This is a genomic window from Martinezella rhizogenes (assembly GCF_027460065.1).
Taxonomy (GTDB): Bacteria; Pseudomonadota; Alphaproteobacteria; order Rhizobiales; family Rhizobiaceae; genus Agrobacterium; species Agrobacterium rhizogenes_C.
This window is the reverse complement of the sequence record NZ_JAPYZZ010000020.1, coordinates 21,153-46,546: the sequence shown is the minus strand read 5'-3', so window position 1 is coordinate 46,546 and position 25,394 is coordinate 21,153. Positions and strand designations below refer to the sequence as shown.

At 59.5% G+C, this 25,394-nt stretch carries 26 protein-coding genes and 1 tRNA gene; 13 read left to right on the top strand and 14 right to left on the bottom strand.

Translation table 11 applies throughout. The annotated features are described in order from the left end of the window. Nucleotides 1-2: 2 nt before the first annotated feature. Nucleotides 3-1,199 (bottom strand): amino acid ABC transporter permease, encoded by a 1,197-nt coding sequence (locus O8B93_RS23465; protein ID WP_269712248.1) that lies wholly within the window; start codon nt 1,197-1,199, stop codon nt 3-5. Between the two features lie 109 nt (nt 1,200-1,308). Next, nucleotides 1,309-2,331: an amino acid ABC transporter substrate-binding protein gene (locus O8B93_RS23460; RefSeq protein ID WP_269712247.1), complete on the bottom strand. Its 1,023-nt coding sequence runs from the start codon at nt 2,329-2,331 to the stop codon at nt 1,309-1,311. A gap of 376 nt (nt 2,332-2,707) precedes the next feature. Here O8B93_RS23460 and O8B93_RS23455 point away from each other — a divergent pair, with 376 nt between their 5' ends. Next, nucleotides 2,708-3,895, top strand: a complete 1,188-nt coding sequence (locus tag O8B93_RS23455) for a cystathionine beta-lyase (RefSeq protein WP_269712246.1) — start codon at nt 2,708-2,710, stop codon at nt 3,893-3,895. Between the two features lie 9 nt (nt 3,896-3,904). Here O8B93_RS23455 and O8B93_RS23450 read toward each other — a convergent pair whose 3' ends face one another. Both O8B93_RS23450 and O8B93_RS23445 read right to left on the bottom strand, forming a co-directional pair. Continuing rightward, a complete protein-coding gene (locus tag O8B93_RS23450; protein WP_269712245.1) occupies nt 3,905-5,086 on the bottom strand; it encodes an FAD-dependent monooxygenase in 1,182 nt (393 codons plus the stop codon). A gap of 28 nt (nt 5,087-5,114) precedes the next feature. Next, a complete protein-coding gene (locus tag O8B93_RS23445; RefSeq protein WP_035223329.1) occupies nt 5,115-5,360 on the bottom strand; it encodes a zinc-finger domain-containing protein in 246 nt (81 codons plus the stop codon). 170 nt (nt 5,361-5,530) lie between these two features. Between O8B93_RS23445 and O8B93_RS23440 the strand changes: the two genes are divergently transcribed. The 3 genes from O8B93_RS23440 (at nt 5,531) to O8B93_RS23430 (ending at nt 7,657) form a co-directional block, all read left to right on the top strand. Beyond that, nucleotides 5,531-6,307, top strand: coding sequence for an alpha/beta fold hydrolase (locus O8B93_RS23440; protein ID WP_269712244.1), 777 nt, complete (start codon nt 5,531-5,533; stop codon nt 6,305-6,307). Between the two features lie 201 nt (nt 6,308-6,508). Next, nucleotides 6,509-7,333 carry a serine O-acetyltransferase gene (gene cysE / locus O8B93_RS23435; protein WP_269712243.1) on the top strand — a complete coding sequence of 275 codons (825 nt, stop codon included), beginning with the start codon at nt 6,509-6,511 and terminating at the stop codon, nt 7,331-7,333. A gap of 120 nt (nt 7,334-7,453) precedes the next feature. After that, nucleotides 7,454-7,657: a DUF3126 family protein gene (locus O8B93_RS23430; RefSeq protein WP_080825055.1), complete on the top strand. Its 204-nt coding sequence runs from the start codon at nt 7,454-7,456 to the stop codon at nt 7,655-7,657. 59 nt (nt 7,658-7,716) lie between these two features. On the opposite strand, the gene O8B93_RS23425 is transcribed toward O8B93_RS23430, so the two are convergent. Further along, nucleotides 7,717-9,111, bottom strand: coding sequence for a cytochrome P450 (locus tag O8B93_RS23425; RefSeq protein WP_269712242.1), 1,395 nt, complete (start codon nt 9,109-9,111; stop codon nt 7,717-7,719). A gap of 115 nt (nt 9,112-9,226) precedes the next feature. On the opposite strand from O8B93_RS23425, the gene O8B93_RS23420 reads away from it, so the two are divergent. Further along, nucleotides 9,227-9,889, top strand: a complete 663-nt coding sequence (locus tag O8B93_RS23420; RefSeq protein WP_269712241.1) for a TetR/AcrR family transcriptional regulator — start codon at nt 9,227-9,229, stop codon at nt 9,887-9,889. Nucleotides 9,890-9,978: 89 nt separating this feature from the next. Here O8B93_RS23420 and fdhA read toward each other — a convergent pair whose 3' ends face one another. Both fdhA and O8B93_RS23410 read right to left on the bottom strand, forming a co-directional pair. After that, nucleotides 9,979-11,169: a formaldehyde dehydrogenase, glutathione-independent gene (gene fdhA / locus O8B93_RS23415; protein ID WP_269712240.1), complete on the bottom strand. Its 1,191-nt coding sequence runs from the start codon at nt 11,167-11,169 to the stop codon at nt 9,979-9,981. Nucleotides 11,170-11,330: 161 nt separating this feature from the next. Further along, nucleotides 11,331-12,203, bottom strand: a complete 873-nt coding sequence (locus O8B93_RS23410; RefSeq protein ID WP_269712239.1) for an ATP-binding protein — start codon at nt 12,201-12,203, stop codon at nt 11,331-11,333. A gap of 207 nt (nt 12,204-12,410) precedes the next feature. On the opposite strand from O8B93_RS23410, the gene yajC reads away from it, so the two are divergent. From yajC to O8B93_RS23385, 5 genes are all read left to right on the top strand, one after another. Continuing rightward, nucleotides 12,411-12,758: a preprotein translocase subunit YajC gene (yajC, locus tag O8B93_RS23405; RefSeq protein WP_003524964.1), complete on the top strand. Its 348-nt coding sequence runs from the start codon at nt 12,411-12,413 to the stop codon at nt 12,756-12,758. A gap of 82 nt (nt 12,759-12,840) precedes the next feature. Beyond that, nucleotides 12,841-15,402 (top strand): protein translocase subunit SecDF, encoded by a 2,562-nt coding sequence (gene secDF / locus O8B93_RS23400; RefSeq protein ID WP_269712238.1) that lies wholly within the window; start codon nt 12,841-12,843, stop codon nt 15,400-15,402. Further along, nucleotides 15,402-15,794, top strand: a complete 393-nt coding sequence (locus O8B93_RS23395; protein WP_269712237.1) for an Mth938-like domain-containing protein — start codon at nt 15,402-15,404, stop codon at nt 15,792-15,794. The genes secDF and O8B93_RS23395 overlap by 1 nt, the downstream gene beginning before the upstream one ends. Nucleotides 15,795-15,817: 23 nt before the next feature. Then, complete coding sequence (locus O8B93_RS23390; protein WP_269712236.1) at nt 15,818-16,663, top strand: phytoene/squalene synthase family protein; 846 nt, start codon at nt 15,818-15,820, stop codon at nt 16,661-16,663. Between the two features lie 123 nt (nt 16,664-16,786). Beyond that, nucleotides 16,787-17,245, top strand: a complete 459-nt coding sequence (locus tag O8B93_RS23385; RefSeq protein ID WP_269712235.1) for a hypothetical protein — start codon at nt 16,787-16,789, stop codon at nt 17,243-17,245. 12 nt (nt 17,246-17,257) lie between these two features. Here O8B93_RS23385 and O8B93_RS23380 read toward each other — a convergent pair whose 3' ends face one another. The 3 genes from O8B93_RS23380 to lipB form a co-directional block, all read right to left on the bottom strand. Next, a complete protein-coding gene (locus O8B93_RS23380) occupies nt 17,258-18,193 on the bottom strand; it encodes a DMT family transporter (protein WP_269712234.1) in 936 nt (311 codons plus the stop codon). A gap of 73 nt (nt 18,194-18,266) precedes the next feature. Beyond that, nucleotides 18,267-19,334, bottom strand: a complete 1,068-nt coding sequence (locus O8B93_RS23375) for an NAD(P)-dependent alcohol dehydrogenase (RefSeq protein ID WP_174008456.1) — start codon at nt 19,332-19,334, stop codon at nt 18,267-18,269. Between the two features lie 66 nt (nt 19,335-19,400). Beyond that, a complete protein-coding gene (gene lipB / locus O8B93_RS23370) occupies nt 19,401-20,132 on the bottom strand; it encodes a lipoyl(octanoyl) transferase LipB (RefSeq protein ID WP_269712233.1) in 732 nt (243 codons plus the stop codon). A gap of 189 nt (nt 20,133-20,321) precedes the next feature. On the opposite strand from lipB, the gene O8B93_RS23365 reads away from it, so the two are divergent. Beyond that, nucleotides 20,322-20,406: transfer RNA gene (locus O8B93_RS23365), tRNA-Leu, on the top strand. Between the two features lie 580 nt (nt 20,407-20,986). Beyond that, nucleotides 20,987-21,412, top strand: a complete 426-nt coding sequence (locus O8B93_RS23360; RefSeq protein ID WP_269712232.1) for a PAS domain-containing protein — start codon at nt 20,987-20,989, stop codon at nt 21,410-21,412. A 71-nt stretch (nt 21,413-21,483) separates the two neighbouring features. Here the strand turns inward: O8B93_RS23360 and O8B93_RS23355 are convergent, their stop codons facing one another. Next, nucleotides 21,484-21,651 (bottom strand): Thivi_2564 family membrane protein, encoded by a 168-nt coding sequence (locus O8B93_RS23355; RefSeq protein ID WP_003502827.1) that lies wholly within the window; start codon nt 21,649-21,651, stop codon nt 21,484-21,486. A gap of 121 nt (nt 21,652-21,772) precedes the next feature. Here O8B93_RS23355 and O8B93_RS23350 point away from each other — a divergent pair, with 121 nt between their 5' ends. Then, nucleotides 21,773-22,201 (top strand): OsmC family protein, encoded by a 429-nt coding sequence (locus tag O8B93_RS23350; protein WP_269712231.1) that lies wholly within the window; start codon nt 21,773-21,775, stop codon nt 22,199-22,201. A gap of 3 nt (nt 22,202-22,204) precedes the next feature. On the opposite strand, the gene O8B93_RS23345 is transcribed toward O8B93_RS23350, so the two are convergent. From O8B93_RS23345 to O8B93_RS23335, 3 genes are read right to left on the bottom strand one after another with little or no spacing between them, the layout of a single operon-like run. Next, nucleotides 22,205-22,699 carry a peptide deformylase gene (locus O8B93_RS23345; protein ID WP_269712230.1) on the bottom strand — a complete coding sequence of 165 codons (495 nt, stop codon included), beginning with the start codon at nt 22,697-22,699 and terminating at the stop codon, nt 22,205-22,207. A 15-nt stretch (nt 22,700-22,714) separates the two neighbouring features. Beyond that, the gene (locus O8B93_RS23340) at nt 22,715-23,014 is read right to left on the bottom strand and encodes a hypothetical protein (protein ID WP_269712229.1); all 300 of its coding nucleotides are present in this window, start codon (nt 23,012-23,014) and stop codon (nt 22,715-22,717) included. Nucleotides 23,015-23,029: 15 nt separating this feature from the next. Continuing rightward, nucleotides 23,030-25,330 carry an FdhF/YdeP family oxidoreductase gene (locus O8B93_RS23335; RefSeq protein WP_269712228.1) on the bottom strand — a complete coding sequence of 767 codons (2,301 nt, stop codon included), beginning with the start codon at nt 25,328-25,330 and terminating at the stop codon, nt 23,030-23,032. Between the last annotated feature and the right edge of the window lie 64 nt (nt 25,331-25,394).

The window sequence follows — 25,394 nt, the reverse complement described above, 5'->3', positions numbered from 1 at the left end:
GATTATCTCTCCACCAGGGCCATTTTCGCGTTTAACCAGTTCATGACCACGGCCGTGAGCAGGGACAGCGAGAGGTAGAGAACCAACCAGACTGCAACAACTTCAACCGCCTGTCCCGTCTGGTTCAGGATGGTCCCGCCGACGGAGACGATGTCGGCGAAACCGACAGCGACCGCAAGCGAGGAGTTCTTGGTCAGGTTGAGATATTGGCTTGTCAGCGGCGGGATGATGATGCGCATCGCCTGCGGCACGATGATCAGACGTGTCGTCGTGCTGGAGCGAAGCCCCAGTGCTTCCGCAGCCTCCGTCTGGCCCTTCGCCACAGCCTTGATGCCGCCGCGAACGATCTCGGCGATGAAGGAGGCGGTGTAGAAGGACAGCGCCAGGAACAGCGACATGAATTCAGGTGCGACGACCGCGCCGCCCGACAGGTTGAACCGCCCGGCAATCGGGAAGTCGAATGTCAGCGGTGAGCCAAGCGCCAGAAATGTCGCGGCCGGAAGGCCGATGATGAGAAGTGTGGCCGTGATGCCGGTTCGGAACTGCTGGCCGGTTTGTTCCTGTCTCGCCTTTGCCCAGCGATAAACGAAATAGCTGATGACGATTGCGACCAGAAAGGCGAGCGGTATCAGCCAGGTGCCTTCTCCCCAGAGTGGCTTGGGAAAGAAGAAGCCGCGATTGTTGAGATAACTTCCAAGCGGAAGCTCAAGCGACTCACGCGCCTGCGGCAGAACCGAGATGACGCCCTTGTACCAAAAGAAGATGACGAGCAGCGGCGGGATGTTGCGGAAGATTTCCACATAGGCCTGCGCGAGCTTTGAGATCAGCCAGTTATTGGACAGCCGGGCGATACCGACGATGAAACCGATGATCGAGGCGGCGATGATGCCGAAAAATGCGACCTGGATCGTGTTGAGAATGCCAACGAGCAGAGCCCGGCCATAGGTCGCATCGCTGGTATAAGCGATCAGCGACTGGCCGATGTCGAATCCGGCTCTTCCGTTCAGGAAGCCGAAGCCGGACGAGATGTTTGACCGTTGAAGATTGGTGATCGTATTCGTCACGATGACCCAGACGAAGGCGGCCAGGATGACGACTGTCAGAACCTGATAGAAAATGCCGCGTATGCGTGGATCGTTGATAAGTGACGACGCGCTTTGCGCGCGCGATCGTTGCGAACTGACCGCGTTGCCTGCCATAGGCACCTTTCCCTTTTATATGCTCTTTGCGAGCTTATTTATATAATTTTAAAATGGAGGCCGGGTGTTGCCCAGCCTCCTGTCGTGATCTAGCCGATGATGGGGCGGATCAACGGACCGGCGGTGCGTATTGCAGGCCGCCCTTGGTCCACAGCGCGTTCTGGCCACGCTCGATCTTCAGCGGAGAGCCTGCGCCGACGTTGCGGTCGAAGACTTCGCCGTAATTGCCCACCAGCTTGACGATGTTGTAGGCCCAGTCGTTGGTCACGCCGAGATCGGTACCGATCTTGGTGCCTTCTTCCGTGCCGAGCAGACGCTTCACGTCCGGGTTGGCGCTGTTCTTCTGCTCGTCGACGTTCTTGGATGTGACGCCAAGTTCTTCGGCGTTGACCATGGCGTAGTGAACCCAGCTGACGATGTCGAACCACTGGTCGTCACCCTGGCGAACGGCCGGTCCGAGCGGTTCCTTGGAGATTACTTCCGGAAGAACGATGTTGTCGTCCGGGTTCTTCAGCTTCAGGCGGATTGCATAAAGGCCCGACTGGTCGGTGGTGTAGACGTCGCAACGGCCGGCATCATAAGCGGAGGTTGCGTCGGCTTCCTTTTCGAAGACGACCGGGTTGTACTGGAGATTATTGGTCTTGAAATAGTCGGCGAGATTGAGCTCGGTGGTCGTGCCGGTCTGAACGCAGACGGCGGCGCCGGAAAGCTCAAGCGCGGACTTCACGTTGAGGCCCTTCTTGGCGATGAAGCCCTGGCCGTCATAATAGTTGACGGTACGGAAGTTGAAACCCAGCGACGTGTCGCGGCTGATCGTCCAGGTGGTGTTACGCGTCAGAACGTCGACTTCACCGGACTGGAGAGCCGGGAATCGGTCCTTGCTCGAAAGTGCGACGAACTTCGCCTTGGAAGGGTCGCCGAAAACCGCAGTGGCAATACCACGGCAATAGTCCACGTCGATACCGGACCATTCGCCCTTGTCATCGGGATTGGAAAATCCCGGAATGCCGGCGCTGACGCCGCAGGTGACGAAACCTTTGCCCTTCACATCCTGAAGCGTCGCAGCCGAAGCGACCGAGGCTCCTCCCAAAACTGCTGCGCCGATGACGGCCGACAGAATTGCCTTTTTCATTTTTCCCAACCTTTGTTTGTTATCGTCGATGGAAGAGGACCGGCATGTTTTGTTTTACCCCAGCTCCCCCTTCAGCAAGACCTTTTCGATCCGCTTTTTCTATCACAATCGCAATTGGCAGCGGGGTCAAGACGTGGGGACAATAATTGTGCCTATAAAACGGAATTTTCCAAATTTTGGTCGGGAAGTGTGCAAAGGGTGAAAATATAAGCATATTTTTGCGAGAAATTGCACTTGCACGAATTTTGTATACTTCTTGTATGCTGCGTCGTGATGGATCAATTGGCCCGCTTCGGGGCTCGTTGCGGGACTTGACCTTGCGCTGCGCTCTCAGCATTGTCGCACGCGTCAATGTTCCTTCGAAAGCTGATCTGAAATGACCAAGACCAATGACCTGCTTTCCGCCGCAGGTGTGAATACGCGCCTGACCCATGGCGGCAACGATCCCGCGGACTGTTTCGGTTTCGTCAATCCTCCCATCGTGCGCGGCTCTACCGTGCTGTTTCCCGATGCAGAAACGCTTTCGACGGAAAACCAGAAATACACCTATGGCACCCATGGTACGCCGACGACCGATGCGCTCTGCAATCTGGTCAACGAGCTGGAAGGGTCTTTCGGAACCATTCTCGTGCCGTCGGGCCTTGCGGCGATCACTGTGCCTTTCCTTGCATATCTGAGTGCGGGCGATCATGCGCTGATGGTCGATTCGGTGTATGGTCCCACACGCCGTTTCTGCAACACGATGCTGAAGAAGCTCGGCGTGGATGTGGAGTATTACGACCCGGCGATCGGGGCTGGAATCGAGGCGCTCATCCGGCCGAACACCAGGCTGGTGCATCTGGAAGCGCCGGGTTCCAATACGTTCGAGATTCAGGACGTGGCGCTGATTACCCAGATCGCCCACAGGCACGATTGCGTCGTGACCATGGACAACACCTGGGCGACGCCGCTCTATTTCAAGCCGCTCGATTTCGGCGTCGACGTCTCCATTCACGCCGCGACCAAGTACCCCTCCGGGCATTCCGATGTTCTGATGGGCTTCGTCTCAGCCAATGAAAAGCACTGGAAGGCGCTTTATCAGGCCAATACCAATCTCGGCATCTGCGTTACCTCTGACGATGCCTACCAGATCCTGCGCGGCATGCGCACCATGGGCATCAGGCTGGAACACCATCAGAAGAGCGCGCTTGATATCGCTCAATGGCTGGAAGGCCGCGACGACGTCGTGCGCGTGCTGCATCCGGCCTTGCCGAGCTTTGCGGGGCATGAACTCTGGAAGCGCGATTTCAAGGGCGCGAGCGGTGTCTTCTCCTTCGTATTGAAGGCGGAGGAGGGCAAATACAAGCAGGCGGCGTCTGCCTTCCTTAACGCGCTGACCTTCTTCGGGCTCGGCTATTCCTGGGGCGGATACGAATCGCTTGCCGTATCGGTATCGCTCATCGACAGGACGATTGTGAAGGGCCCGTCGGAAGGACCGGTCATCCGTCTGCAGATCGGGCTCGAGGATGTCGCCGATCTCAAGAAAGATCTCGAGGCCGGTTTTGCAGCCGCGGCCGGGGTCTGAGCCCAGCCTTCAGCCGTTGGCGTGATAGCCGTAGAGCCAGTCGAAGTCCTTCAGGAAAGCTTCCGGGGGACGTGTGGAAAATACCAGGTCCCGTGCAATACGGACCGGGCCTCTGGCATGATAGGCAAAACGATTGAGAGAGGCCCGCTTGCGGGCCTTTTCTATGCGCGGCAGGCGCAGCGCCTCGAAGGCCGCGAGGGCCTGTGGCACGGGCAGGGGCTTTTCGCCGTTACTGCCCGCCATCGTTCCAGCAAGTTCGAACGCATCCTCTATTGCCATGGCCGCACCCTGCGCGGCGAAAGGCATCATGGCGTGTGCCGCATCGCCGATCAGCACCGTGTCGCGGCCATTGTGCCAGTGGCCGGGGCTGGCCTGATAGAGCGGCCAGAAGGTCGGATTGTCAGACGAATCGAGCAATCGGACGATGTCAGGGCTGAAGCCGCGAAATTGCTCCAGCAGGAGGGCTTTCTGCCGCCCGCTCGATTCCGCCCGCCACGTCGCGCCGGGATCGGCGCCGAGCGCGATGGCGACGATGTTGAAGCCCCCGACTTCCTTCAGCGGATAGGCAACGATATGGCCGCGGGCGCCGAGATAGGCCGTGACGGCGGTTTTGTTGAAGGCGGACGGCACCTTGTCTCCGGCGACGGTGAAGCGCCAGGCGACATTGCCCGAGAAGGTGGCGGTGGGGGCGGAAGGGACCGAAAAGCGGGCCGCCGACCAGACGCCGTCGGCGCCGACGACCAGATCATGGTCACGGAATGTGGTTGCGGCAATGACATCCACCGTCGCGTTTTCGATGCGCTTGCCGAGATGCAACCGGCAGAGCGAATTGCGTGTCACCGCCTGGAGAAGCGCGCTTTGCAGCGTCGAGCGGTGCAACACTCCATAGGGTGCGCCCCAGCGTGTGCGGGCGACCGCGCCCATCGGCAGGGAGAGCAGCGTGGTCAGCGATTTTCCAGAGGCGAGATCGACGCTGACCGGTTCGGTCCAGCGGGCCTCTATATCAGGCAGGACGCCGAGCGTGGCCAGAATGCGGGCGGCATTGGGGGAAAGCTGCAGGCCGGCGCCGACTTCGGTCAGTTCGCCGGCCTGTTCGATGATGTCGCAATCGATACCGTGCCGGGCAAAAGCAAGGGCAGCGGTGAGACCGGCAATGCCGGCACCGACAATGGCTACGGATTTTATGGGCATGATGCGCCCCGATTAGCAAAAGTGGAGGTCAGGCGGCCTTCACATGGAAGACGCAGCCCGGAGGATTGGTCTGCTCGGCCTTCAGCGACGGATTGTAGCGATAAAGGGTGGAGCAGTAGGAACAGACCTTCTCGTTGTCGTCGCCCATATCGATGAAAATATGCGGATGATCGTAAGGCACGGAAGCGCCGGTGCACATGAATTCCTTGACGCCGATCTCGATTACGCTGTGTCCGCCATCGTTCTGAAAGTGGGGAATGGAATGCCCGGCCATGTTCGTCTCCAAATGCAATATCGTTATCGAGCCGCAATCCGTCTTCTCGCATCGGCCCGTCGTTGCGGATATGTAGCCTCAAACGCATTGCATCTCCATAACAATCGTCAGCAAAACATGTTCAATCTTGCGCTTTCCTGCCATATGGTCCGGCAAAAAGGATGTCCTTGATGAATCTCAACCTGCCGCAATTTTCCGATTTTTCCCATGACGGCCTTCGCCTTGCCTATTTCGACGAGGGCGATCCGGCGGGCGATCCGGTTTTGCTGATCCACGGCTTTGCCTCCAGCGCCAATGTCAACTGGGTGCATCCCGGCTGGGTGAAGACGCTGGGCGATGCGGGTTACCGGGTGATCGCCATCGATAATCGCGGCCATGGCGCAAGCGACAAGCCGCATGATCCGGAAGCCTATTATCCACCGGTCATGGCAGGGGATGCCGTGGCGCTGCTCAATCATCTCGGCATCGCGGAAGCGCATGTGATGGGCTATTCCATGGGCGCGCGGATTTCCGCCTTTTTGGCCATGGCCCATCCGGAGCGCGTGCGGTCGCTGGTCTTCGGCGGGCTCGGCATAGGCATGGTGGAAGGCGTGGGCGACTGGGATCCGATCGCCGAGGCGCTGCTTGCCCCTTCGCTCGATGTGGTCACCCATGAGCGTGGCCGCATGTTCCGGGCCTTCGCCGACCAGACCAAAAGCGACCGGCTGGCGCTTGCCGCCTGCATCGAGACATCGCGGGTTCTCGTCACGCGCGAACAGGCACAAAAGATCGACGCGCCGACACTGATCGCGGTTGGAACGAAGGACGACATCGCCGGATCGGGCGCGGAACTGGCCGCGATCATGCCGCATGCGCGGGCAATCGACATTCCCGGCCGCGACCATATGCTGGCCGTTGGCGACCGGGTGTTTAAAGCGGCGGTTCTGGAATTTTACCGCTCTCTTTGATCTCAAGCATTTCCAGGAAAAAAGGAACCCGGTTTTCCGTCTGGAGATGCAGCAACGCTCGGGGACGGCAAGAAACGGTTTTTTATGCTGCATGAAGAAAAACTGAAGCATTGCCGTCTTTAAAGTCGTCATTCGAATCCCATTTCTAATGCGCGTCTTTTTTTGTATAAAGAACGACCACTGCAAACGAGGAGACCATTCATGGTCGCACGTACTGAGGCCCGTCAGCCGGAACAGCTGGCGATCGTCGATCCGATCTGGGGCAGCCTGCTGAATGAGGCGCGTAGCGCTGCCGCTCAGGACCCGCTGCTCTCAGCCTTTCTCTATTCGACTATCCTCAATCACCGCTCCCTCGAAGACTGTGTGATCTACCGTATCTGCGAGCTCCTCGATCATCCCGACATGCAGGCCGTGCTTCTGCGCCAGACCTTCCAGGACATGCTGGAGGACTGGCCGGAATGGGGAAGTGTGCTGCGCGTCGATATCCAGGCCGTTTACGACCGCGATCCCGCCTGCACGCGCTTCATGGAGCCGCTGCTTTATTTCAAGGGGTTCCAGGCGATCCAGACCCACAGACTCGCCCATTGGCTGCTGCAGAAGGGCCGCAAGGATTTGGCGCTTTATCTGCAGAGCCGCTCATCGAGCATCTTCCAGACGGATATCAATCCGGCCGCGCGCATCGGCAAGGGCATCTTCCTTGATCATGCCACGGGTCTGGTGGTTGGTGAGACCGCCGTTATCGGCGACAACGTTTCCATCCTGCATGGCGTGACGCTTGGTGGCACCGGCAAGGAGGGAGCAGACCGCCATCCGAAGATCGCCAATGGCGTGATGATCGGGGCAGGTGCGAAAATTCTCGGCAATATCGAGATCGGCAGTTGCTCGCGCATTGCCGCCGGTTCGGTGGTGCTGAAACCCGTTCCGCCCAAGACCACGGTGGCCGGTGTTCCGGCGCGGGTGGTGGGAGAAGCAGGGTGTTCCGAACCCTCGCGTCTGATGGACCAGCTCATCGGGGCCGATATCTGAGAGGCCGTGAATATTGCACTCGTCCATGGGAAAGACATGGGCGATGTGCCGCTTTCACTTTACTTTCGCCTTTGTCCCATGCCAAAAGCGGCCCAACCCGAACCGCACAGGAGAATAGTGGTGAAAGCCGACGAAATCAAAAAACTCGACGCCTATTTCAAGCGCACCTTCAACGAGAAGATGATCGTCAAGGCGCGTCCGCGCAAGGATGATTCCGCCGAAGTATATATGGGCGAAGAGTTTCTCGGCGTCGTCTACATCGATGACGAAGACGGCGACCGCTCGTACAACTTCTCCATGGCGATCCTCGACGTCGATCTCTGATCGTCACCATCCGGTGACGGATGGGTTTTCGCATTCAATAAAACAGTCGCCCGTGGTGGTTACACCGCGGGCGATTTGTTTTGACGCCGGGTGATCTGCATCATCAGCCGCTCCTGCGGCCGCAATGTCACTCGCATCAGCGGCTCCGGCGATGCCATGGTTTTGTTTTCGAGACGGTTTGTCTGCAGGATGACGGCAAGGATCGCGACAGCCTCCATAACAGCGAAAGCATTGCCGATGCAGACGCGCGGCCCGGCGCCAAACGGCATATAGGCGTAACGATGGCGTGCTTTCACCTTCTCGGGTTCGAAGCGTGACGGATCGAAGCGTTCGGGCTCATCCCACAGCGTCTTGTGCCGGTGCACGGCATAAATCGGTACATAAAGAACGGTTCCGGCCGGGATATCGTGTTCGCCGAGCCTGAAGTCCTGCAGCGCGGTGCGGGTGATGACGGGGGCAGGCGGGTAAAGCCGCATTGCTTCAGAAAACACCTGCCTGACGTAGCCGAGGCTGGCGATATGTTCCGCCGTTACCGGCTTGCCGGCGGTAACGGTTTCGATTTCCTCGATGATTTTCCGTTCCACGTCCGGGTTTTGCGACAGGAGGTTAAATGTCCACGCAAGGCCGAGCGCGGTCGTTTCATGGCCAGCTGTTATGAAGGTCAGCAGATTGTCGACGATATCGGTGTCGTTCATCATCCGGCCGGTTTCCGGGTCTCTGGCTTCCAGCAGCATGGAGACGAGATCGGCCCTGTCGGTGGGGTTCTGCCTTCGTTCGGCAATCACTGTGGCAAGGCTGGTGCGCAGGTAACCGACCGCGGCGCGCGCCTTGCGCCTGCCCGGATGCGGCAACCATTCCGGCGCACCCAGCATGGCAAGCGCGAAGGTCCAGCCGGTCGGCTTCAGATAATCGGTAATGCTCTGCTCCACGCGGCCCGTATCGATGCCATGTCCGCCGGACATCATGGTTTCGACGATGATGTCGAAGGTGGTCCGCATCATTTCATGGCCGATATCGACGTCGGCGATGGAAGACGAACGCCAGCGTGTTTCCGTACGTCGCGCCGTCTCGATCATGACGGGCAGCAACTCCAGCAACTTTTCATGGCGGAAGGCGGCCGCGACGGATTGCCTTTGCCATTTCCAGTGATCGCCGTCGGCCGTCAGAAGGCCCTGGCCAAGCGCGGGGCCTAGTGCCCGGCGTACATCTTCCCCCTTGCCGAGCAGAGCGGCATTCTTCACCAGAGCCTCGTGGATCAGCACGGGATCTGCCAGATGGACACGCATGATTCCGCCGAGGCGATTAAAGACCACCGGTTCGCTGAAAATCTCTGGCGGCAATGCCTTCAACGGATTGCGGATAAGGGAAAGGGCGAGACGCGCCGTGGCGAGTTTCGATACGCGTTGCGGCCCGGTCGTATCGGTGGACGGGGTGCGAAGGCCGGTTTCGGTCATCTGCTGGTCCTTTATGCCCGTTGAACAATGACAACTTGCTGTTAAGGTGTGTACCTTATTTTGGGTAAGTTAAGGTGAATACCTCAAATTTCAATAGCGGGATGCGATTTCGATAATGAGCAATGATGCGAAACGACCGGCGCGCGCTCGAACTTTGACGCGCGACAGGATTCTGGACGTCGCTCTCGATCTCTTCAACGGGCGGGGGCCGGACCGTGCGACGACGGCGGAGATTGCCGAAGCCGTGAAGATCAACGAAGGCAATCTCTATTACCATTTCCGTACCAAGGAATTGCTGGTTCTTGCCCTGTTTGCGCGCTTCGAGGCCGATGCGGTGGCATTGGTCGCAACCGTCGACGGGGCGGATAAGGGAGCGGCGGAAACCTATGCCGGTTTCCTGCGGCAATGGTTCTCGCTGGTGTGGAACTACCGCTTTCTGTTTCGCGATCTCGTCGGTCTGCTTGCGCTCGCGCCGGGGCTGGTGGAGCCGGTGAGGACGATAAGCGCCGCGATGCGGCTTGCCGTCGGAGACATTATCGGGCGCATGCAGAAAGCGGGGCTGGTGACTATTCCCGAAAGCGAGCGCGATGCGGTTTTGACCAATCTGTGGATCGTCTCGACCTATTGGGCCGCCTATCTCGCTCTGCAGGAAGGTGTCAGCGAATTTGGACCGCAGCAACTGGAATGGGGGCTGCAGCAGGTCTCCAGCCTGTTCAGGCCTTATCTCTCGGCGGACGCCATCGCCGCGCTCGAAGCGCTTGCCACAAGCGAAGCGTAATATCTCCAGTGGGAGACATGGAGACAAAAAACGCCCGCGACGAGGTTGCCGCGGGCGCGCTTTCATTCCCTGGAGGAATTATCGGTTAATTAGGCTGCCTTCAGGAGATCGCCATGCGGATCAAGCACGAACTTGGTGGCCGCGCCCTGGTCGAAGCTTTCATATCCCTGCACGGCATCGTCGAGCGCGATGATCTTGGCGTTGACGATATCAGCAATCGGCAGGCGGTCGTGCAGGATGGCCTGCATGAGCTGGCGGTTATATTTCAGCACCGGTGTCTGGCCGGTGTGGAAGGATTGAGCCTTCGCCCAGCCAAGGCCGAAGCGCAGCGACAGGGCGCCCTGCTTGGCAGCATTATCGACCGCGCCGGGGTCTTCGGTGACGTAAAGGCCGGGAATGCCGATGGAGCCGGCGGCGCGGGTGATTTCCATCATCTGGTTGAGAACGATGGCCGGCTGTTCGCCGCCGGAATGGCCGCGGGCTTCAAAGCCGACGGCGTCGATGGCGCTGTCTACCTCGTTGGTGCCGACGATCTCGGCGATCATGTCGCCCAGCCGGTCGCCCTTGGAAAGATCGACGGGTTCAAAGCCTACTCTTGCCGCGTGGGCGAGGCGATCCTTGTTGAAATCGCCGACCATGACGACGGCCGCACCCAGAATACGGGCTGAGGCGGCAGCGGCAAGACCGACCGGGCCGGCGCCTGCGACGTAAACCGTGGAACCGACGCCGACGCCCGCCTTGACCGCTCCATGAAAGCCGGTCGGCAGAATGTCTGATAGCATGGTGAGGTCACGGATCTTCGACATCGCCTTATCGCGGTCAGGGAATTTCAGAAGGTTGAAATCGGCATAGGGGATCGTGACATAACGGGCCTGCCCGCCGATCCAGCCGCCCATATCGACATAACCATAAGCGCCGCCGGCGCGGGCAGGATTTACCGTGAGGCAGACGCCTGTGTCCTGCGATTTGCAGCAGCGGCAACGGCCGCAGGCGACGTTGAACGGCACGGAGACGATGTCGCCGACCTGCAGCATCTCGACGTCGATGCCTTTTTCGATGACTTCACCGGTGATTTCATGGCCAAGGACAAGGCCCGGCATCGCGGTGGTGCGGCCGCGCACCATGTGCTGGTCGGAGCCGCAGATATTCGTGGAAATCACCTTGAGAATGACGCCGTGCTCGATGCGGCGACCATCCGGCGCCTCAAGCTTCGGGTCGTCGATGTCGCGGACTTCGACCTGGCCAGGCCGCATATAGACGACGCCTCTGTTTCTGCTCATATCCATCTCCTCCATGGTTTGAACATTGTGCCTGCCGGCTCCTCCGCGGGCAGGTGACTCCATGGATGCAGCAAATCATGTGGCGGGAGATGGGGCGTTCGGGAATACGACACGCGGTGTGGTCGTAACGACACCGCGTTTCGCCTGATGTCACGGTGGCGTTATCTGTCGAGCGGTTTTCTGAGGCGGCCGGCGGCATCCTGAATATATTGCCAGGCCACGCGGCCCGAGCGGCCGCCACGGGTCGTCGCCCATTCCAGCGCTTCGTGATGCAGGGTCTCGCGGTCGAGACCCAGATCGAAATGCTCGGCATAGCTGTCGATCATCGTCAGATAGTCTTCCTGACCGCATTTGTGGAAGCCGAGCCACAGGCCGAAACGGTCTGACAGCGATACCTTTTCCTCGACCGCTTCCGAAGGATTGATGGCGGTCGACTGCTCGTTCTCCATCATGTGGCGCGGCAGAAGGTGGCGGCGATTGGAGGTGGCGTAAAACAGCACGTTGTCCGGCCGCCCTTCGATGCCGCCGTCGAGTGCCGCCTTCAGCGACTTATAGGCCGTGTCGTCATGGTCGAAGGAGAGGTCGTCGCAGAAAACGATGACGAGTTGGGCGGAGGCCTTCAATATATCCAGCAAAGCGGGCAGGGTGTGGATGTCCTCGCGGTGCACTTCCACCAGCTTCAGGGAAACGCCGCTCGCGGCGCGCACATCTTCGTGAACGGCCTTGACCAGCGAGGATTTTCCCATGCCACGTGCGCCCCACAGGAGCACATTGTTGGCGGCGAAACCTTCCGCGAAACGCAGCGTGTTTTCGTGCAGGATATCACGCACATGATCGACGCCGCGAATGAGTTTCAACGCGATGCGGTTGGGGCGGGCAACCGGCTGAAGGAAAGAATTCACCGGGGTCCAGACGAAACAATCCGCCGCATTCCAGTCGTTTACGGCGGGCGCCGGTCCGGCCAGCCGTTCAACGGCGTTGGTGAGCCGGCGCAGTTCTGAAAGAAGCAGGGAGGCCGTTTCTTCTCGAATCATGGTGTTTCTTCCGCTTGTCTGGTGTTCAAAACTCTGTTTTGCGCCCGGCCTAGCATGGTGTTTCCGCACCATAAAGGTTAAGAGGTCCGGAATCGGTACGGCGAGGGCCCTGCATCTGTTGCAATCCCGGCGTTCCCCACTATATTCCGGCGGCTTGAAAGCTGGGGCGGCATACGAGGTCGTGCCGTAATCGTTGAGGAGTTTTATATGTTCATTAGTCAAGCTTTTGCCCAGGACGCAGCGGGCGGCGCATCGGCCTTCGGTTCCGGCCTGGAAATGCTTTTCCTGTTTGCGCCGCTTATGGTCGTCTGGTACTTTTTCCTCATCCGTCCGCAGCGCGCACAGATGAAGAAGCGCCAGGAAACGCTGACCAATATTCGCCGTGGCGATCAGGTCGTTCTCGGCGGCGGCATCGTTGGCAAGGTGACCAAGGTCATCGACGACAATGAACTCGAAGTCGAAATCGCCGAAGGCGTGAAAATCCGTGCCGCTCGCGCTTATATCGCCGAAGTGCGCGTGAAGGGCGAAGTGGTCAAGACGGAAGCCGCTTCCTGATCCTGCCGGATAACCGATGCCTGCTTCCGAATTTTGACGGGTTGCGCTATCCGCGCGACCCCCAACCTTGACCGAGATCGAAATGCTTCATTTTTCCCGTTGGAAAACAGTCTTCATCTGGCTGCTTGTGCTGGCAAGCGTCTTCATCGCCTCTCCCAACCTGTTTACGGACAAACAGCTGGAGGGCATGCCTGCCTGGTACAAGGACAACAAGGTAACGCTCGGTCTCGACCTTCAGGGCGGCTCGCACATCATGCTCAAGATCGAGCGTTCCGACATCGTCAAGGAACGGCTTGAAACGATCGTGGGCGATGTGCGCACGCAGCTTCGCGACGCCAATATCCGCTATTCTGGCCTGACCGGCAACGGCCAGCAGGTCCAGGTCCGCATCAGCGATCCCGCCCAGATGGAAGCGGCCAAGACCGCGCTTCGCGATCTGACGTTACCGGTGTCCGCCGGCACGCTGGTCGGTGGTTCCATTACGGAAGTGACGATGAGCGACGGCGGCGACAACCTGCTGCGTCTCAACCTTTCGGATGCGGGCATCGATTACCGCCTGTCCTCGGCCGTATCGCAGTCCATCGAAGTCGTGCGCCGCCGCGTTGACGAAGTCGGCACCACCGAGCCGCTCATCCAGCGTCAGGGTTCCGACCGCATCATCGTGCAGGTGCCGGGTCTTCAGGATCCGCAGCGCCTGAAATCGCTTCTCAACCAGACGGCAAAGCTTTCCTTCCGCATGGTCGACACGACAATGCCGGTGCAGGAGGCGATGAACGGCCGTCCGCCCGCGACCTCGGAAGTTCTTTATTCGCAGGACGATCCGCCGGTTCCCTATCTGGTGGAGCGTCGCGCGCTCGTATCCGGCGACAATCTCGTCGATGCGCAGGCAAGCTTCAACCAGCAGACTAACGAACCCGTCGTCACCTTCCGCTTCGACAGCCGTGGCGCACAGCGCTTCGCGCAGGCGACACAGCAGAATGTCGGCAAGCCTTTCGCCATCGTGCTCGACAATCAGGTGATTTCCGCGCCTGTGATCCGTGAGCCGATCATCGGCGGTTCCGGACAGATCTCCGGAAGTTTCTCGGTGCAGGGCGCCAACGACCTCGCCGTTCTCCTGCGCGCAGGCGCACTGCCTGCCACGCTGACCGTGGTTGAGGAACGCACCGTCGGCCCGAGCCTTGGTAACGACTCCATCACCGCCGGTCTGGTGGCAAGCGCCATCGGCGCGGTCGGCGTCCTTATCTTCATGTTCGTTTTCTATGGCTTTTTCGGCCTGCTGGCGAATATCGCGCTCATCGTCAACATCGTCATGCTGCTCGCTGTCCTCAGTGTGATCGGATCGACGCTTACGCTACCAGGTATTGCCGGTATCGTTCTGACCATCGGCATGGCGGTGGACTCCAACGTTCTGATCTACGAGCGCATACGCGAAGAGGTGAAGAGCGGAAAGCCGCTGATCCAGTCGCTGGATAACGGCTTCACACGCGCCTTTGCGACGATTATCGACGCCAACCTGACGACGCTGATCGTGGCGAGCGTGCTGTTCTACATGGGCACCGGTCCGGTCAAGGGCTTCGCCGTTACGCTTGCGGTCGGTATCATCACCACCGTCTTCACCGCCTATACGCTGACGGCATGGATGTTCGGCTACTGGGTTCGCCGCAGCCGTCCGAAGCACCTGCCGAAGGGTGTTCGCACCGCCATGTTCGACGGACGCGATATTCCCTTCATGCGCTATCGCCGCGTTGTGTTCATGATCACTGGTGCGATCATGCTCGCCTGCATCGGCGGTTTCGTGACAAAGGGTCTGAACCTCGGCATCGATTTCCAGGGTGGCTCGGTCATCGAAGTGCGCGCCAAGCAGGGTGACGCCGATCTCGCCGATATTCGTGATCGCCTGAACCAGCTGAACCTCGGTGAAATCCAGGCGCAGAACTTCGGCACGCCGCAGGATGTTCTCATCCGCATCCAGGCGCAGGACGGCGGCGAAAATGCCGAGCAGTCGGCCATCACCCTGGTACGCGGCGAACTTGAAGCCAACTACGATTTCCGCCGCGTTGAAGTTGTCGGCCCGGCCGTGTCGGGTGACCTGACCTTCACCTCCACGATCGGCATCCTGCTCGCGATGAGCGCGATCATGGTTTACATCTGGGTGCGTTTCGAGTGGCAGTTTGCGCTCGGCGCGGTCATCTCGATGGTGCATGACGTGGTCTTCACCATCGGCCTGTTCGTGTTCCTGGGGATAGAGTTCAACCTCACCAGTATCGCGGCGATCCTGACGATCATCGGTTATTCGCTGAACGACACCGTCGTCATCTATGACCGTATCCGCGAAAACCTCAGGCGTTATAAAAAGATGCCGCTCCCGATGATTATCGACGCGTCGCTGAACCAGACGCTTTCGCGTACGATCCTCACCGGTCTGACGGTCCTTCTGGCCCTTCTGTCGCTGTATCTCTTCGGTGGCGAAGTCATCCGTTCCTTCACCTTCGCCATGCTGTTCGGTGTCGGTATCGGCGTGTTCTCGTCGCTTTACATTGCCGCTCCGGTGCTGATCGCCTTCAAGCTGCGTCCTGACAGCAAGGATGCGGAAGACGAGAAGAACGACAAAACCAATGCCATCGGCGGCAAGCCTGCCGTCTGATGGCCGGCGGGATCGAAATACGCCCGGCCCATTTTCCCGGCCGGGCGCCCCTCGATGCCTATGGCAATGGCGGCTTCCGCTTTGCCGACATGTCACATCGTGGCTCTCTTCTGCTTTTGCCTTCGGGCATTTACGGGTGGGAGCCCGTTGATCCGAAAGAATTGACCATCGGGCATTTCGAAAAGGTTCTGGCGGAAGCGCAGGATATCGAAGTGCTGCTGATCGGCACGGGTGACGGCATGCGGGTCCTGCCGAAAGAATTGCGTACGGCCTTTAAGGAGGCGGGTATTTCGGTTGACCCGATGAGCACGGGTGCTGCCGTCCGTACCTATAATATCATGCTTTCGGAATCGCGTGCCGTCGCCGCGGCGCTGATTGCCGTCGAAGGCTGAGGGCGTTTCGCGCGCGGGGAACCATGGAACCCACAGAAAATCTCGATGTCTGCCTCGCGACGCTGCGCGACACTGATCGTGACCGCTATCTCGCCTGCCTTCTGTCGCCTGCCGACAAGCGCAATGCCCTGGCGGCGCTCTATGCATTCAATGCCGAAATCGCCCGCATCCGCGATTCCGTGCGCGAGGCGCTGCCGGGTGAGGTGCGCATGCAATGGTGGCGTGACCTTATTGACGGCAATCCGCACGGTGACAGCCAGTCTCATCCGGTGGCCGCAGCGCTTATGACCACGATCGAGCAATATCGCCTGCCGCGCCCGGTGCTTGGCAATATGATCGAGGCACGTATCTTCGATCTTTATGACGATCTCTTCGAGGATCGTAATGCGCTTGAGGGCTATGCCGGCGAAACCGCCTCGGCGCTGATCCAGCTCGCAAGCCTCGTGCATTCGGCTGAGGATGCCGCTCAAAGCGCGGAAGCGGCGGGACATGCGGGCGTGGCCCAGGCCATGGCCGGCATGCTGCTGCTCATGCCGCTCCATCGGCGTCGCGGACAGGTCTATATTCCCGCCGACATGCTGGCGGCGGCTGGTCTCGATCGTGAAACTTTTCTTGCGGGTCGGGACAGGCAGCGTATCGGCATCGCGGTGGAAATTTTTGCTGCCCATGCGCTCGATCATATCGAGAAGGCAAGACGCGCGACGATCTCGAAAAATCTCTTTGCCGCCTATCTGCCCGTCGCTCTGTCCGGCCCGGTCATCTCTGCCGCCAGAAAGGCGGGCGCAGGGGTATTCGACGGCGATCTGCAATTGTCGCAGCTTCGCCGGCAATGGCTGCTTGCGAAGGCCTCTTTCCTCAAGCGTTTCTGATCACAGGGCGCCTGTCACCGGGAGCCACACTTCACGCAAGCCTCGATCTTTATGAACCCAGATCGGGTTCGTGTCGTTTCGAGTCGCGAATCGAGGGGTTTCGGTACTGAGGGAGCGTCCCGGATGAATTTGGCGATCTGGATTATCGTTTTCGTGCTGCTTTCGGTCTTTGCCGTTTATGCCTGGCGCATGTCGCGGGCGACCGAAGAGGATAGCAGCCACGATGTTGGGCAGGCGATCATGGATTTCGCCCGTGCTTTTCCCAATGAGGCGATCAGAAGCCTGCATATGACGGCCGATGGCGCCGCGGCTTTCGTGCGGCTGCATGACAACAAGGCCGGTTTCATGCGCAATATGGGGTCCCACTATGTCTGTGTGATGATCGATCCCGAGCGCATCCGGGTTGAGAGCCTGGAAACCGGCGACGGTTTTGTCGTCACCTTCTTCGATATGCCCAAATATAGCGGCTCATACCGCTTCAAATCTGCCGGAGAGGCCGCCGAGGTTTCGCTGTGGCTGCTTGGCAGCCTCGTGGAGGCGCAGGATCATCACGATGAAGGGCCGCTGCCATCAGGTACCTGAAGCGCGTCCCTGTCATTGTCCGTCGAGCGGCGGGGTGGAGGCGGGCTGCTGGCGCTCGCGCCAGATGATGAAGAGGCCGGATGCGACGATGATGAGGATGCCGAGCCATTTCGATGGGGTGGGAAAATCCGAAAACAGCGCATAACCGAGAATCGTCGCCGAGATGATCTCGAAATACTGGAATGGCGCCAGCAAAGACAGCGGCGCCAGCCGGAAGGCCCTGACGATCAGCAGGTGCATGTAGCCGGATATCGATCCCAGCAGAACCAGCAGGACAAGCGCGAAGGAGGATTGCGGAAGCGAGACGACAAAGTCCTTGTCTCCAAGAGCATCGCCGATAAAAAGTGCAGCGGCCATGAACAGCGTGCCGGCGATGCCGGACATGGTCTGCATCACAAGCGGGCTGTCGGCATCACCGATGGCGCGGTTCAGGAACAGATAAAGCGTATAGAAAAACGCGCAGGCGACCGGCAGAAGCGAGGTCCAGCCGAAGATTTCGAAACTCGGCTGGATGACGATCAGCGCGCCGCCGAAACCCACCACGATCGCCGTCCAGCGCTTCCAGCCCACCTTGTCGCCGAGAAAGAGAGCCGACATCATTGTCAGCATGAAAGGCTCGACGAAATAGATCGCGAAGACATCGGCAAGCGGCATGTATTTGACGGCGGCGAAGAACATCAGGCTGGCGGAGGCGTGCAGCACGCCGCGCAGGCAGTTCATCCATGGCCGTTTGGCTCTGAACAGGGCCCCGGGTGACACCACCAGCAGCAGCGGCAGGGTGCACAGGACCTGAAAAAAGAATCGGTAGAAGGTCACCTGCGCCGGCGACATGCCGCCGCTGACCGCCATGTATTTGGCGATCGCGTCCATGACCGGCAGCACAAGCATGCAACCCGCCATGATGGTCATGCCCTTGGCGATGTCGTTGAAACCGGTCTGGCTGGTCATGGGTCAGGCTACGCTTTCGACCAGTAGGTCTAACGGGAGAGGGGACGCCTGCAAGGTCGCCCCCTTCCAGAGGTCAGGCGGCCTTCTGGCGCGGCAGGCTCTTCATATCAATGACGAAACGATAACGCACATCGCTTTTTATCATGCGTTCATAAGCGTCGTTGATCTGATCGATATCGATCATCTCGATTTCGGCGGCGATGCCTTTTTCGGCGCAGAAATCCAGCATTTCCTGGGTCTCGGGAATGCCGCCGATCATCGAGCCGGCAAAGGTCTTGCGGCCGGGGATGAGGCTGAAAGCCATCACCGAGAGCGGCTTTTCCGGCGCCCCCACCTGCACCAGCGCGCCATCGCGTTTCAGTAGCGCCAGATAGGCGTCGATGTCGTGGTCGGCGGCGACAGCATCGATGATGAGATCGAGGCTGGAAGCAGCCTTCTTCATCTGCTCCGCATCGCGGGAAACGATCACCTCATGCGCGCCGAGCTTTTTCGCGTCTTCCGCCTTGCCGGGCGAGGTGGTGATCATGACGACGGTTGCACCCATGGCATTGGCAAGCTTGACGGCCATATGGCCGAGGCCGCCCAGACCGACCACACCGACCCGCTTGCCGGGACCAGCATTCCAGTGGCGCAGCGGCGAATAGGTGGTGATACCCGCGCAGAGCAGCGGTGCTGCGGCTGCCGGATCGAGCCCTTCGGGAATATTGAGCACATAGCGGTCATCCACGACCACATGGGCGGAATAGCCGCCAAGCGTATGCGCGCCGCCGCCCATCGCCTTGTCCGGGGAGTTATAGGTGCCGGTCATGCCGTTTTCGCAATATTGCTCCAGCCCTTCGGCGCAGCTTGCGCATTCGCGGCAGCTATCGACGATACAGCCGACACCGACGCGTTCACCCGTCTTGAACCGGGTGACCTGCGATCCCACCCGACCGACGCGGCCGACGATTTCATGGCCGGGAACGCAGGGGTACAGGGAGCCAGGCCATTCGCTGCGGGCCGTGTGGATATCCGAGTGGCAGACGCCACAGAATTCGATCTCGATTTCGACATCGCGCGGACCGGGATCGCGGCGCTTGATGGTCGCGAGCTTCATCGGCGAAGAACCGTCATCGCAGGCATAGGCGGAGGTTGTGAACATGGTCGTTCCTCCTGTTGTGGTGATCGATGCATCAAACACCGGCCTGCGACAAAGGTTGCGGTAGGATCAGCCGCCTGCGCCGGTTTCGGGCACTGCCGGGCCGAAAACCTCCTCGAAGGCCTCACGCAGCAGAACGTCGACGTCGCCGATCATAACCGGCAATCCGAGATCGACAAGGCTGGTGACGCCATAGGCGCTGATGCCGCAGGGAACGATCCCGGAGAAATGCGAGAGGTCGGGATCCACATTGATCGACAGCCCGTGAAAGCTCACCCATTTGCGCAGACGGATGCCGAGTGCTGCGATCTTGTCCTCGGCCATGCCGCCATCCGGCAGAAGGGGTTTTTCCGGCCGTCTGACCCAGACACCGACGCGATCCTCGCGCCGCTCGCCGCGGACATTCATCTTGTCGAGCGTGCGGATGATGACATCCTCCAGCGCCGCCACATAGGCGCGGACATCCTGCCGGCGGCGTTTCAGGTCGAGCATGACGTAGACAACCCGTTGGCCGGGGCCATGATAGGTGTATTCGCCGCCGCGACCCGTGGCGAAGACGGGAAAACGGTCCGGCTCGATGAGGTCGGCCACATCGGCACTGGTGCCGGCGGTATAAAGCGGAGGATGCTCCAGCAGCCAGACGAGTTCGTCGGCCTCGCCGGCGGCGATAGCGGCAACCTCACGCTCCATCTCCTCGATAGCCTGCCCGTAAGGAACAAGACCATCCGAGATTCGCCAGCGAACGGGCGCTGATCCGGCGGCCGGGAACATATTTGTCTCGATATCCGTGCGTGTGAGCATGAAAAAGTCCTTTCCACAGCCTTCTCGCAAAATGACGACAAGGCCGCAACCCCAGCATTTCCGGGCTTCCTGCATATAGGATGGTGCAGTGCGATTTTTAATTTCAAAAAACTGTCACGACGCTCTTGTGCACCCAAAATCCTTTTGCTACATGCACCCCCGTCGGCGCAAGTCGACGCCTACCACGATGCGGTCGTGGCGGAATTGGTAGACGCGCAGCGTTGAGGTCGCTGTGGGGCAACCCGTGGAAGTTCGAGTCTTCTCGACCGCACCAAAGAAACCCGCTTCGGCGGGTTTTTTCTTTTTCAGCCAATCGGTTAGCTCCTGGCTTCCTGCAAGCCGACAGGCTCGTTGGACCGGAATGGACCAAGCCCCGGCCATGCCGACGTGATTTTCTCCACAACTATGTCATTGAGTTTCGGGGCGGCAAATCATGGATTGCCGCCACCCGGGCATATTGGTTGTGGTTTAGCGCCGAATGATATTCGATGCCGTTCCGTTCTCCTGATGGTTGCCGTCGCCGACGCGATAAGGGTCGCCATCCATGACCTGATCCATCCGCCATCCGCTTCCGCGATATGGGCTCTCCCACGTTTGGCATCCCGTGAGAGCGACAGTCACAATCAGCAATCCGAAAGCGAGAGTGGTTTGTCGCATATTGGCCTCCTTTGAAATTTCGTCGCTGGATTATGTAGGAGCAGGCTTTTGACTTTGCGATATGCCTTCGAAATTTATCGGTCCTTCGGACGGGCATCCGGATCAGACCATCAATAAATTTCGGTGGATATCAATGCACGCTCTGGTGGCTTGCCGTTCGACCCTACAAAAACAAGGGGTGGAATATTAGAGGTCTGATGTTAGCTTTTGTAAGGAAAAAATGTCTGGAGGTTTTCGTGCTGGGGGACAAGACGGATTCAGACAATGCGCTTGGCTATTACATGTGGAGCATTTCCGATAACCGGCTGATCATGGATGCGGTCACCGCGGAATGTCATGGTTTCTCCCAAGAGGTTGCGTCACGCGGGGTGACGATCGAGGAGATTCTCGAGAGAATCGATGTCGAAATGCGCGATCAGGTGGCGAAGGCAATTTTTGAGAGCATCACGACAGCGGTATTTTTCGACCAGCGTTACAAGGTTCATCTGCCTGATGGTTCGAGCCGGTGGATCGTGGCGAAGGGCAGGGCGATTTTCGATACTGATAATACGCCGTTTCTCGGCATTGGCAGCGTCCGGGACATTACCGTCAAGAAAGCCTTTCAGTTCGAACCTCGCCAGTAGCGATCAGGCCCGTGAAAACTGCGCAAAAAAGGCGGCTTTCGCCGCCTTTTGCGTTTTGCTCCGCCGGGACATCAGAATACGGCGAGATATTTCAGTAGCGAAATAATGCCGATGATGATGACGATCACCTGGGCGATCTGTTTTGCGCCGCCGCCGACCGGCAGTCGCGCGATGAGCCACAAGACGAGCACGATCACCAGAAAGGTGATGAGAATGCTGACGAGCGTAGATGTAACCATATGTCCCAGCTCCCTGTAAAATAAAGGTTCAACGGTCGTTCACCGTCGTGTGAATAAAAAGCGCCAGACGGTTTTTTGTTCCATGCGGTTGGTTGCGCGCGATTAAATTTGGATTCTCTTGATGGTGGATGGTGCAAAAGTGAAATTGAGACCGGTGGGCGCAACGGCAAAAGTCGGCCGGCTTGGCCGGCCGATGATCTCGACGGTGACCGGCGGTGTTCTGGAGATCGTGACCGGTGTCTCGGAGCCGGGCTTCAACCCGATCGATCTTCTTTACTCGTCGCTTGCCGCCTGCCTTGCGCTGAGCGCCCGGATTGCGGCAAGCCGGTTGGGCGTGCTTGACGGTTTCGAAGGTGTTGCCGTTGACGTGTCAGGGGAAAAATCCGCCGACGAGCCGTATCGTATTCTTCGTTTCGAGATCAGGATCGAGATTACGGGCGGTTTCGATGAAGCGACCCGTGCCGCAATCGCTCACATGGCGGAGCATATCTGTACCGTCAGCAATACGCTGAAGGGCAATGCGGAATTTGCGCTGTCGATAACCGGCTGACCGTTACGGCTTTCGGGATTTTTCCCATTTCTTCACCAGTCGGTCGCGCTTCAGCTTGGAGAGGCGCTTCAGCCAAAAGATGCCGTCAAGCTGGTCGATCTCGTGCTGGATGCAGATGGCGTGGAAGCCTTCGGTGGTCTCGGCGTGTTCCGCGCCAGTTATATCCTGAAACCTCACCTCCACCGTGGAAGGCCGCTCCACCTCGTCGGTAAAGCCCGGCATCGACACGCTGCCTTCCACATGCCGCATGGTCTGTGGAGATTGGCTGGTGATTTCGGGATTGATGTAGGTCAGGACGGTTCCCGGCGTCAATTCGAGCACGAAGACGCGCTGCATCACGCCGATATGGGCCGCCGTGATGCCGACGCCGGGGGCGGCGCGCATCGTGTCGATCAGATCCGTGACCAGTTCCCGCAGATGATCGTCAAAAGCCAGAACCGGCGCGCAGATCCCTGAAAGACCGGCGTGGGGGTAGGGCAGGATCGGCCTGATTGCCAAGGAATGCTCCTTCGTTCAAATCTGCGAGGATGAGGCGGCAAGCGCCTGTCCTTCCCCGGTTGCCTCCAGAAAGCTGCGCTGGGTGCGGGCATCGCGTTTCGTCACCCGCAGGAAGCGGGGCGACAGGCTAGTGATTTCGCGCAGAACGAGGGCGTGCGCAAGCCCCAGCCGGTTGGCGATGCTGCGGCTATCGGTGGCGATGTCCTTATGGATCGCAAGTAGGATTGCTGCTCCCGTTGCCGTCAGCGCTGGAGACGATTGCTGGAGTTTTCCCACAGCGGCCAGAAAGGCTGCTGCGGATCGTTCCTCATTCATCAGGCGGCATCCGGCTCATGTGGCATCGGCAAGCAGGCGGACGGAAACCAGCACCGATTTCGATGTCGGCGTGAAGCTGCCTTCGCCATAGCTCGACAGCGGCACCAGCACGTTCAGTTCCGGATAATATCCGCCGACGCTGCCTCGCGGGATATTATAGGGCACCAGACGGAAGTTCCTGGCGATGCGCTCCACCCCGTCGCCATATTCGCCGATGACATCGACACGCTGACGGGAATGGGCGCCGAGCGCCTCCATATCCCCAGGGTTCATGAAAATGACCTGGCGCTCGCCATAGACGCCACGATAGCGGTCATCCATGCCGTAGATCGTGGTGTTGTATTGATCGTGGCTGCGGAAGGTCTGCAGCACGAATAGATTGTCGCGGGTCAGCGCCTGCTGGTGCTCGGTCTTCTCGGGCAGCGGGCCGCTATAGAAGGTGGCCTTTTTCGCAGGCGTATTCCATTGCCGTTCGGCGGCGGCGTTGCGCAGATGAAAACCGCGGGGAATGCGGACACGCTCGTTGAAATTGTCGAAACCCGGAATGACGCGCTCGATCATGTCGCGGATGAGATCGTAATCATCGGCGAGGGCTTTCCAGTTCACATTGACATTGCCGAGCGTGGCTTCGGCGATGCCGGCGATGATCGCGACTTCCGAGCGAAGTGCATCCGAGGCCGGCGGATTGATGCCGCCGGAGCCATGCACCATGCTCATGGAATCCTCGACGGTGACGATCTGCGACCGGCCGGCCGAATTGCGGTCGATTTCCGTCCGGCCGAGGCAGGGCAGCACGAAGGAAGTTTCACCCGGCACCAGATGCGAGTGGTTGAGCTTGGTGGCGATGTTGACGGTGAGCTTCTGCTTTTCGAAGGCCTTAACGATCAGCGGACTGTCGGGGGTCGCGCGCATGAAATTGCCGCCGAGTGCGATGAAGGTCTGAGCCTTCCCATCCAGCATGGCGGCGACGGCCTCAACGGTATTGTGGCCGCGCTTGCGCGGCATGGGAACGCCGAGTTCTTTCTCCAGTGCGTCGAGAAGTGCCGGCGGCGCTTTTTCGTCGATGCCGACGGTGCGGTCGCCCTGCACGTTGGAATGGCCGCGCACCGGGCAAAGGCCGGCGCCAGGACGGCCGACATTGCCCCGCAGCAGCATGAAATTGGCGATCTCGCGAACGATCAGGACCGAATGCCGGTGCTGGGTGACGCCCATGGCCCAGGTGGCGATGACGGAACCGGCATTCATGTAGATGCCGGCTGCTTCTTCGATCTCGGCGCGGGTCAGGCCGGACTGGTCAAGGATGTTTTCCCAGCTCGTTGCATCGACCGCGGCGCGATAGGCTTCGAATTCGGCGGCATGCTCGGCAATGAAGTCGTAGTCGATAATGGCGGGCTCGCCCGCTGCCCTTGCGGCAGCGTCGGCGGCGAAGACCGCCTTGCTCATGCCGCGCACCGCCGCCATGTCGCCGCCCTGGCGCGGCTGATAATAGTTGGTGGCGATCTTCGTGCTGCTGCCGGTGATCATTTCGATCTTGTCCTGCGGGTCGGCGAAGCGTTCCAGACCCTTTTCCCGGATGGGATTAAAGACGGCGATACGGGCTCCGCGAAGGGCGGCGCGGCGCAGGTCGCCGAGCATGCGGGGATGGTTGGTGCCGGGATTTTGCCCGATGACAAAAATGGCGTCGGTATGCTCGAAATCCTCGAGCAGCACCGTGCCTTTGCCGACGCCGATCGACGCATTGAGGCCAACGCCGCTCGCTTCGTGGCACATGTTGGAGCAATCGGGGAAGTTATTGGTGCCGTAAAGCCGCACCATCAACTGATAGAGGAAGGCCGCCTCGTTGGAGGCGCGGCCGGATGTGTAGAATTCCGCCCGGTCAGGGCTGTCGAGGCTTTTGAGGATACGGCCGATCTCGGCAAAGGCATCGTCCCAGGAGACGGGGAGATATGTGTCGCTCGCCCGATCATAGCGCATCGGATGGGTGAGGCGGCCCTGTTTTTCCAGTTCGTAATCTGACCAGCTACGCAGTTCCGAGACGGTGTTACGTGCAAAGAAATCCGGCGGGACGCGCGCTTCCGTCGCTTCCCATGACACGGCCTTGACGCCGTTTTCGCAGAACTCGAAGGACGAGCCGTGTTCGGGGTCGCCCCAGGCGCAGCCTGGGCAGTCGAACCCGTCCGGCTGATTGGTCTTCAAAAGGGTGCGGGCGCCGGAAATCGGTGCACCGGATTCCAGCAGGCGTTTGCCAACGCTTTTGAGTGCGCCCCAACCACCCGCGGCCGACGATGCCTTGCCCAAGAAATCCGTCTTGCTCATGATTCTGCTATCCCGGAACTGTGTTTCCGCGCCTCTCAGGCGGCGGTTTATCATTCGTCAAAAT

Excerpts from the sequence above, each read along its gene's own strand:
- O8B93_RS23410 (WP_269712239.1), bottom strand. The coding sequence starts at position 12,203 with ATGATTCGAGAAGAAACGGCCTCCCTGCTTCTTTCAGAACTGCGCCGG.
- O8B93_RS23340 (WP_269712229.1), bottom strand. The coding sequence starts at position 23,014 with ATGAATGAGGAACGATCCGCAGCAGCCTTTCTGGCCGCTGTGGGAAAA.
- O8B93_RS23460 (WP_269712247.1), bottom strand. The coding sequence starts at position 2,331 with ATGAAAAAGGCAATTCTGTCGGCCGTCATCGGCGCAGCAGTTTTGGGA.
- O8B93_RS23350 (WP_269712231.1), top strand. The coding sequence starts at position 21,773 with ATGGTGGATGGTGCAAAAGTGAAATTGAGACCGGTGGGCGCAACGGCA.
- O8B93_RS23380 (WP_269712234.1), bottom strand. The coding sequence starts at position 18,193 with ATGACCAGCCAGACCGGTTTCAACGACATCGCCAAGGGCATGACCATC.
- O8B93_RS23445 (WP_035223329.1), bottom strand. The coding sequence starts at position 5,360 with ATGGCCGGGCATTCCATTCCCCACTTTCAGAACGATGGCGGACACAGC.
- O8B93_RS23335 (WP_269712228.1), bottom strand. The coding sequence starts at position 25,330 with ATGAGCAAGACGGATTTCTTGGGCAAGGCATCGTCGGCCGCGGGTGGT.
- O8B93_RS23395 (WP_269712237.1), top strand. The coding sequence starts at position 15,402 with ATGGCCGGCGGGATCGAAATACGCCCGGCCCATTTTCCCGGCCGGGCG.
- O8B93_RS23455 (WP_269712246.1), top strand. The coding sequence starts at position 2,708 with ATGACCAAGACCAATGACCTGCTTTCCGCCGCAGGTGTGAATACGCGC.
- O8B93_RS23465 (WP_269712248.1), bottom strand. The coding sequence starts at position 1,199 with ATGGCAGGCAACGCGGTCAGTTCGCAACGATCGCGCGCGCAAAGCGCG.
- yajC (WP_003524964.1), top strand. The coding sequence starts at position 12,411 with ATGTTCATTAGTCAAGCTTTTGCCCAGGACGCAGCGGGCGGCGCATCG.
- O8B93_RS23425 (WP_269712242.1), bottom strand. The coding sequence starts at position 9,111 with ATGACCGAAACCGGCCTTCGCACCCCGTCCACCGATACGACCGGGCCG.
- O8B93_RS23420 (WP_269712241.1), top strand. The coding sequence starts at position 9,227 with ATGAGCAATGATGCGAAACGACCGGCGCGCGCTCGAACTTTGACGCGC.
- cysE (WP_269712243.1), top strand. The coding sequence starts at position 6,509 with ATGGTCGCACGTACTGAGGCCCGTCAGCCGGAACAGCTGGCGATCGTC.
- fdhA (WP_269712240.1), bottom strand. The coding sequence starts at position 11,169 with ATGAGCAGAAACAGAGGCGTCGTCTATATGCGGCCTGGCCAGGTCGAA.
- secDF (WP_269712238.1), top strand. The coding sequence starts at position 12,841 with ATGCTTCATTTTTCCCGTTGGAAAACAGTCTTCATCTGGCTGCTTGTG.
- O8B93_RS23375 (WP_174008456.1), bottom strand. The coding sequence starts at position 19,334 with ATGTTCACAACCTCCGCCTATGCCTGCGATGACGGTTCTTCGCCGATG.
- O8B93_RS23450 (WP_269712245.1), bottom strand. The coding sequence starts at position 5,086 with ATGCCCATAAAATCCGTAGCCATTGTCGGTGCCGGCATTGCCGGTCTC.
- O8B93_RS23355 (WP_003502827.1), bottom strand. The coding sequence starts at position 21,651 with ATGGTTACATCTACGCTCGTCAGCATTCTCATCACCTTTCTGGTGATC.
- O8B93_RS23440 (WP_269712244.1), top strand. The coding sequence starts at position 5,531 with ATGAATCTCAACCTGCCGCAATTTTCCGATTTTTCCCATGACGGCCTT.
- O8B93_RS23390 (WP_269712236.1), top strand. The coding sequence starts at position 15,818 with ATGGAACCCACAGAAAATCTCGATGTCTGCCTCGCGACGCTGCGCGAC.
- O8B93_RS23360 (WP_269712232.1), top strand. The coding sequence starts at position 20,987 with ATGTTAGCTTTTGTAAGGAAAAAATGTCTGGAGGTTTTCGTGCTGGGG.
- lipB (WP_269712233.1), bottom strand. The coding sequence starts at position 20,132 with ATGCTCACACGCACGGATATCGAGACAAATATGTTCCCGGCCGCCGGA.
- O8B93_RS23385 (WP_269712235.1), top strand. The coding sequence starts at position 16,787 with ATGAATTTGGCGATCTGGATTATCGTTTTCGTGCTGCTTTCGGTCTTT.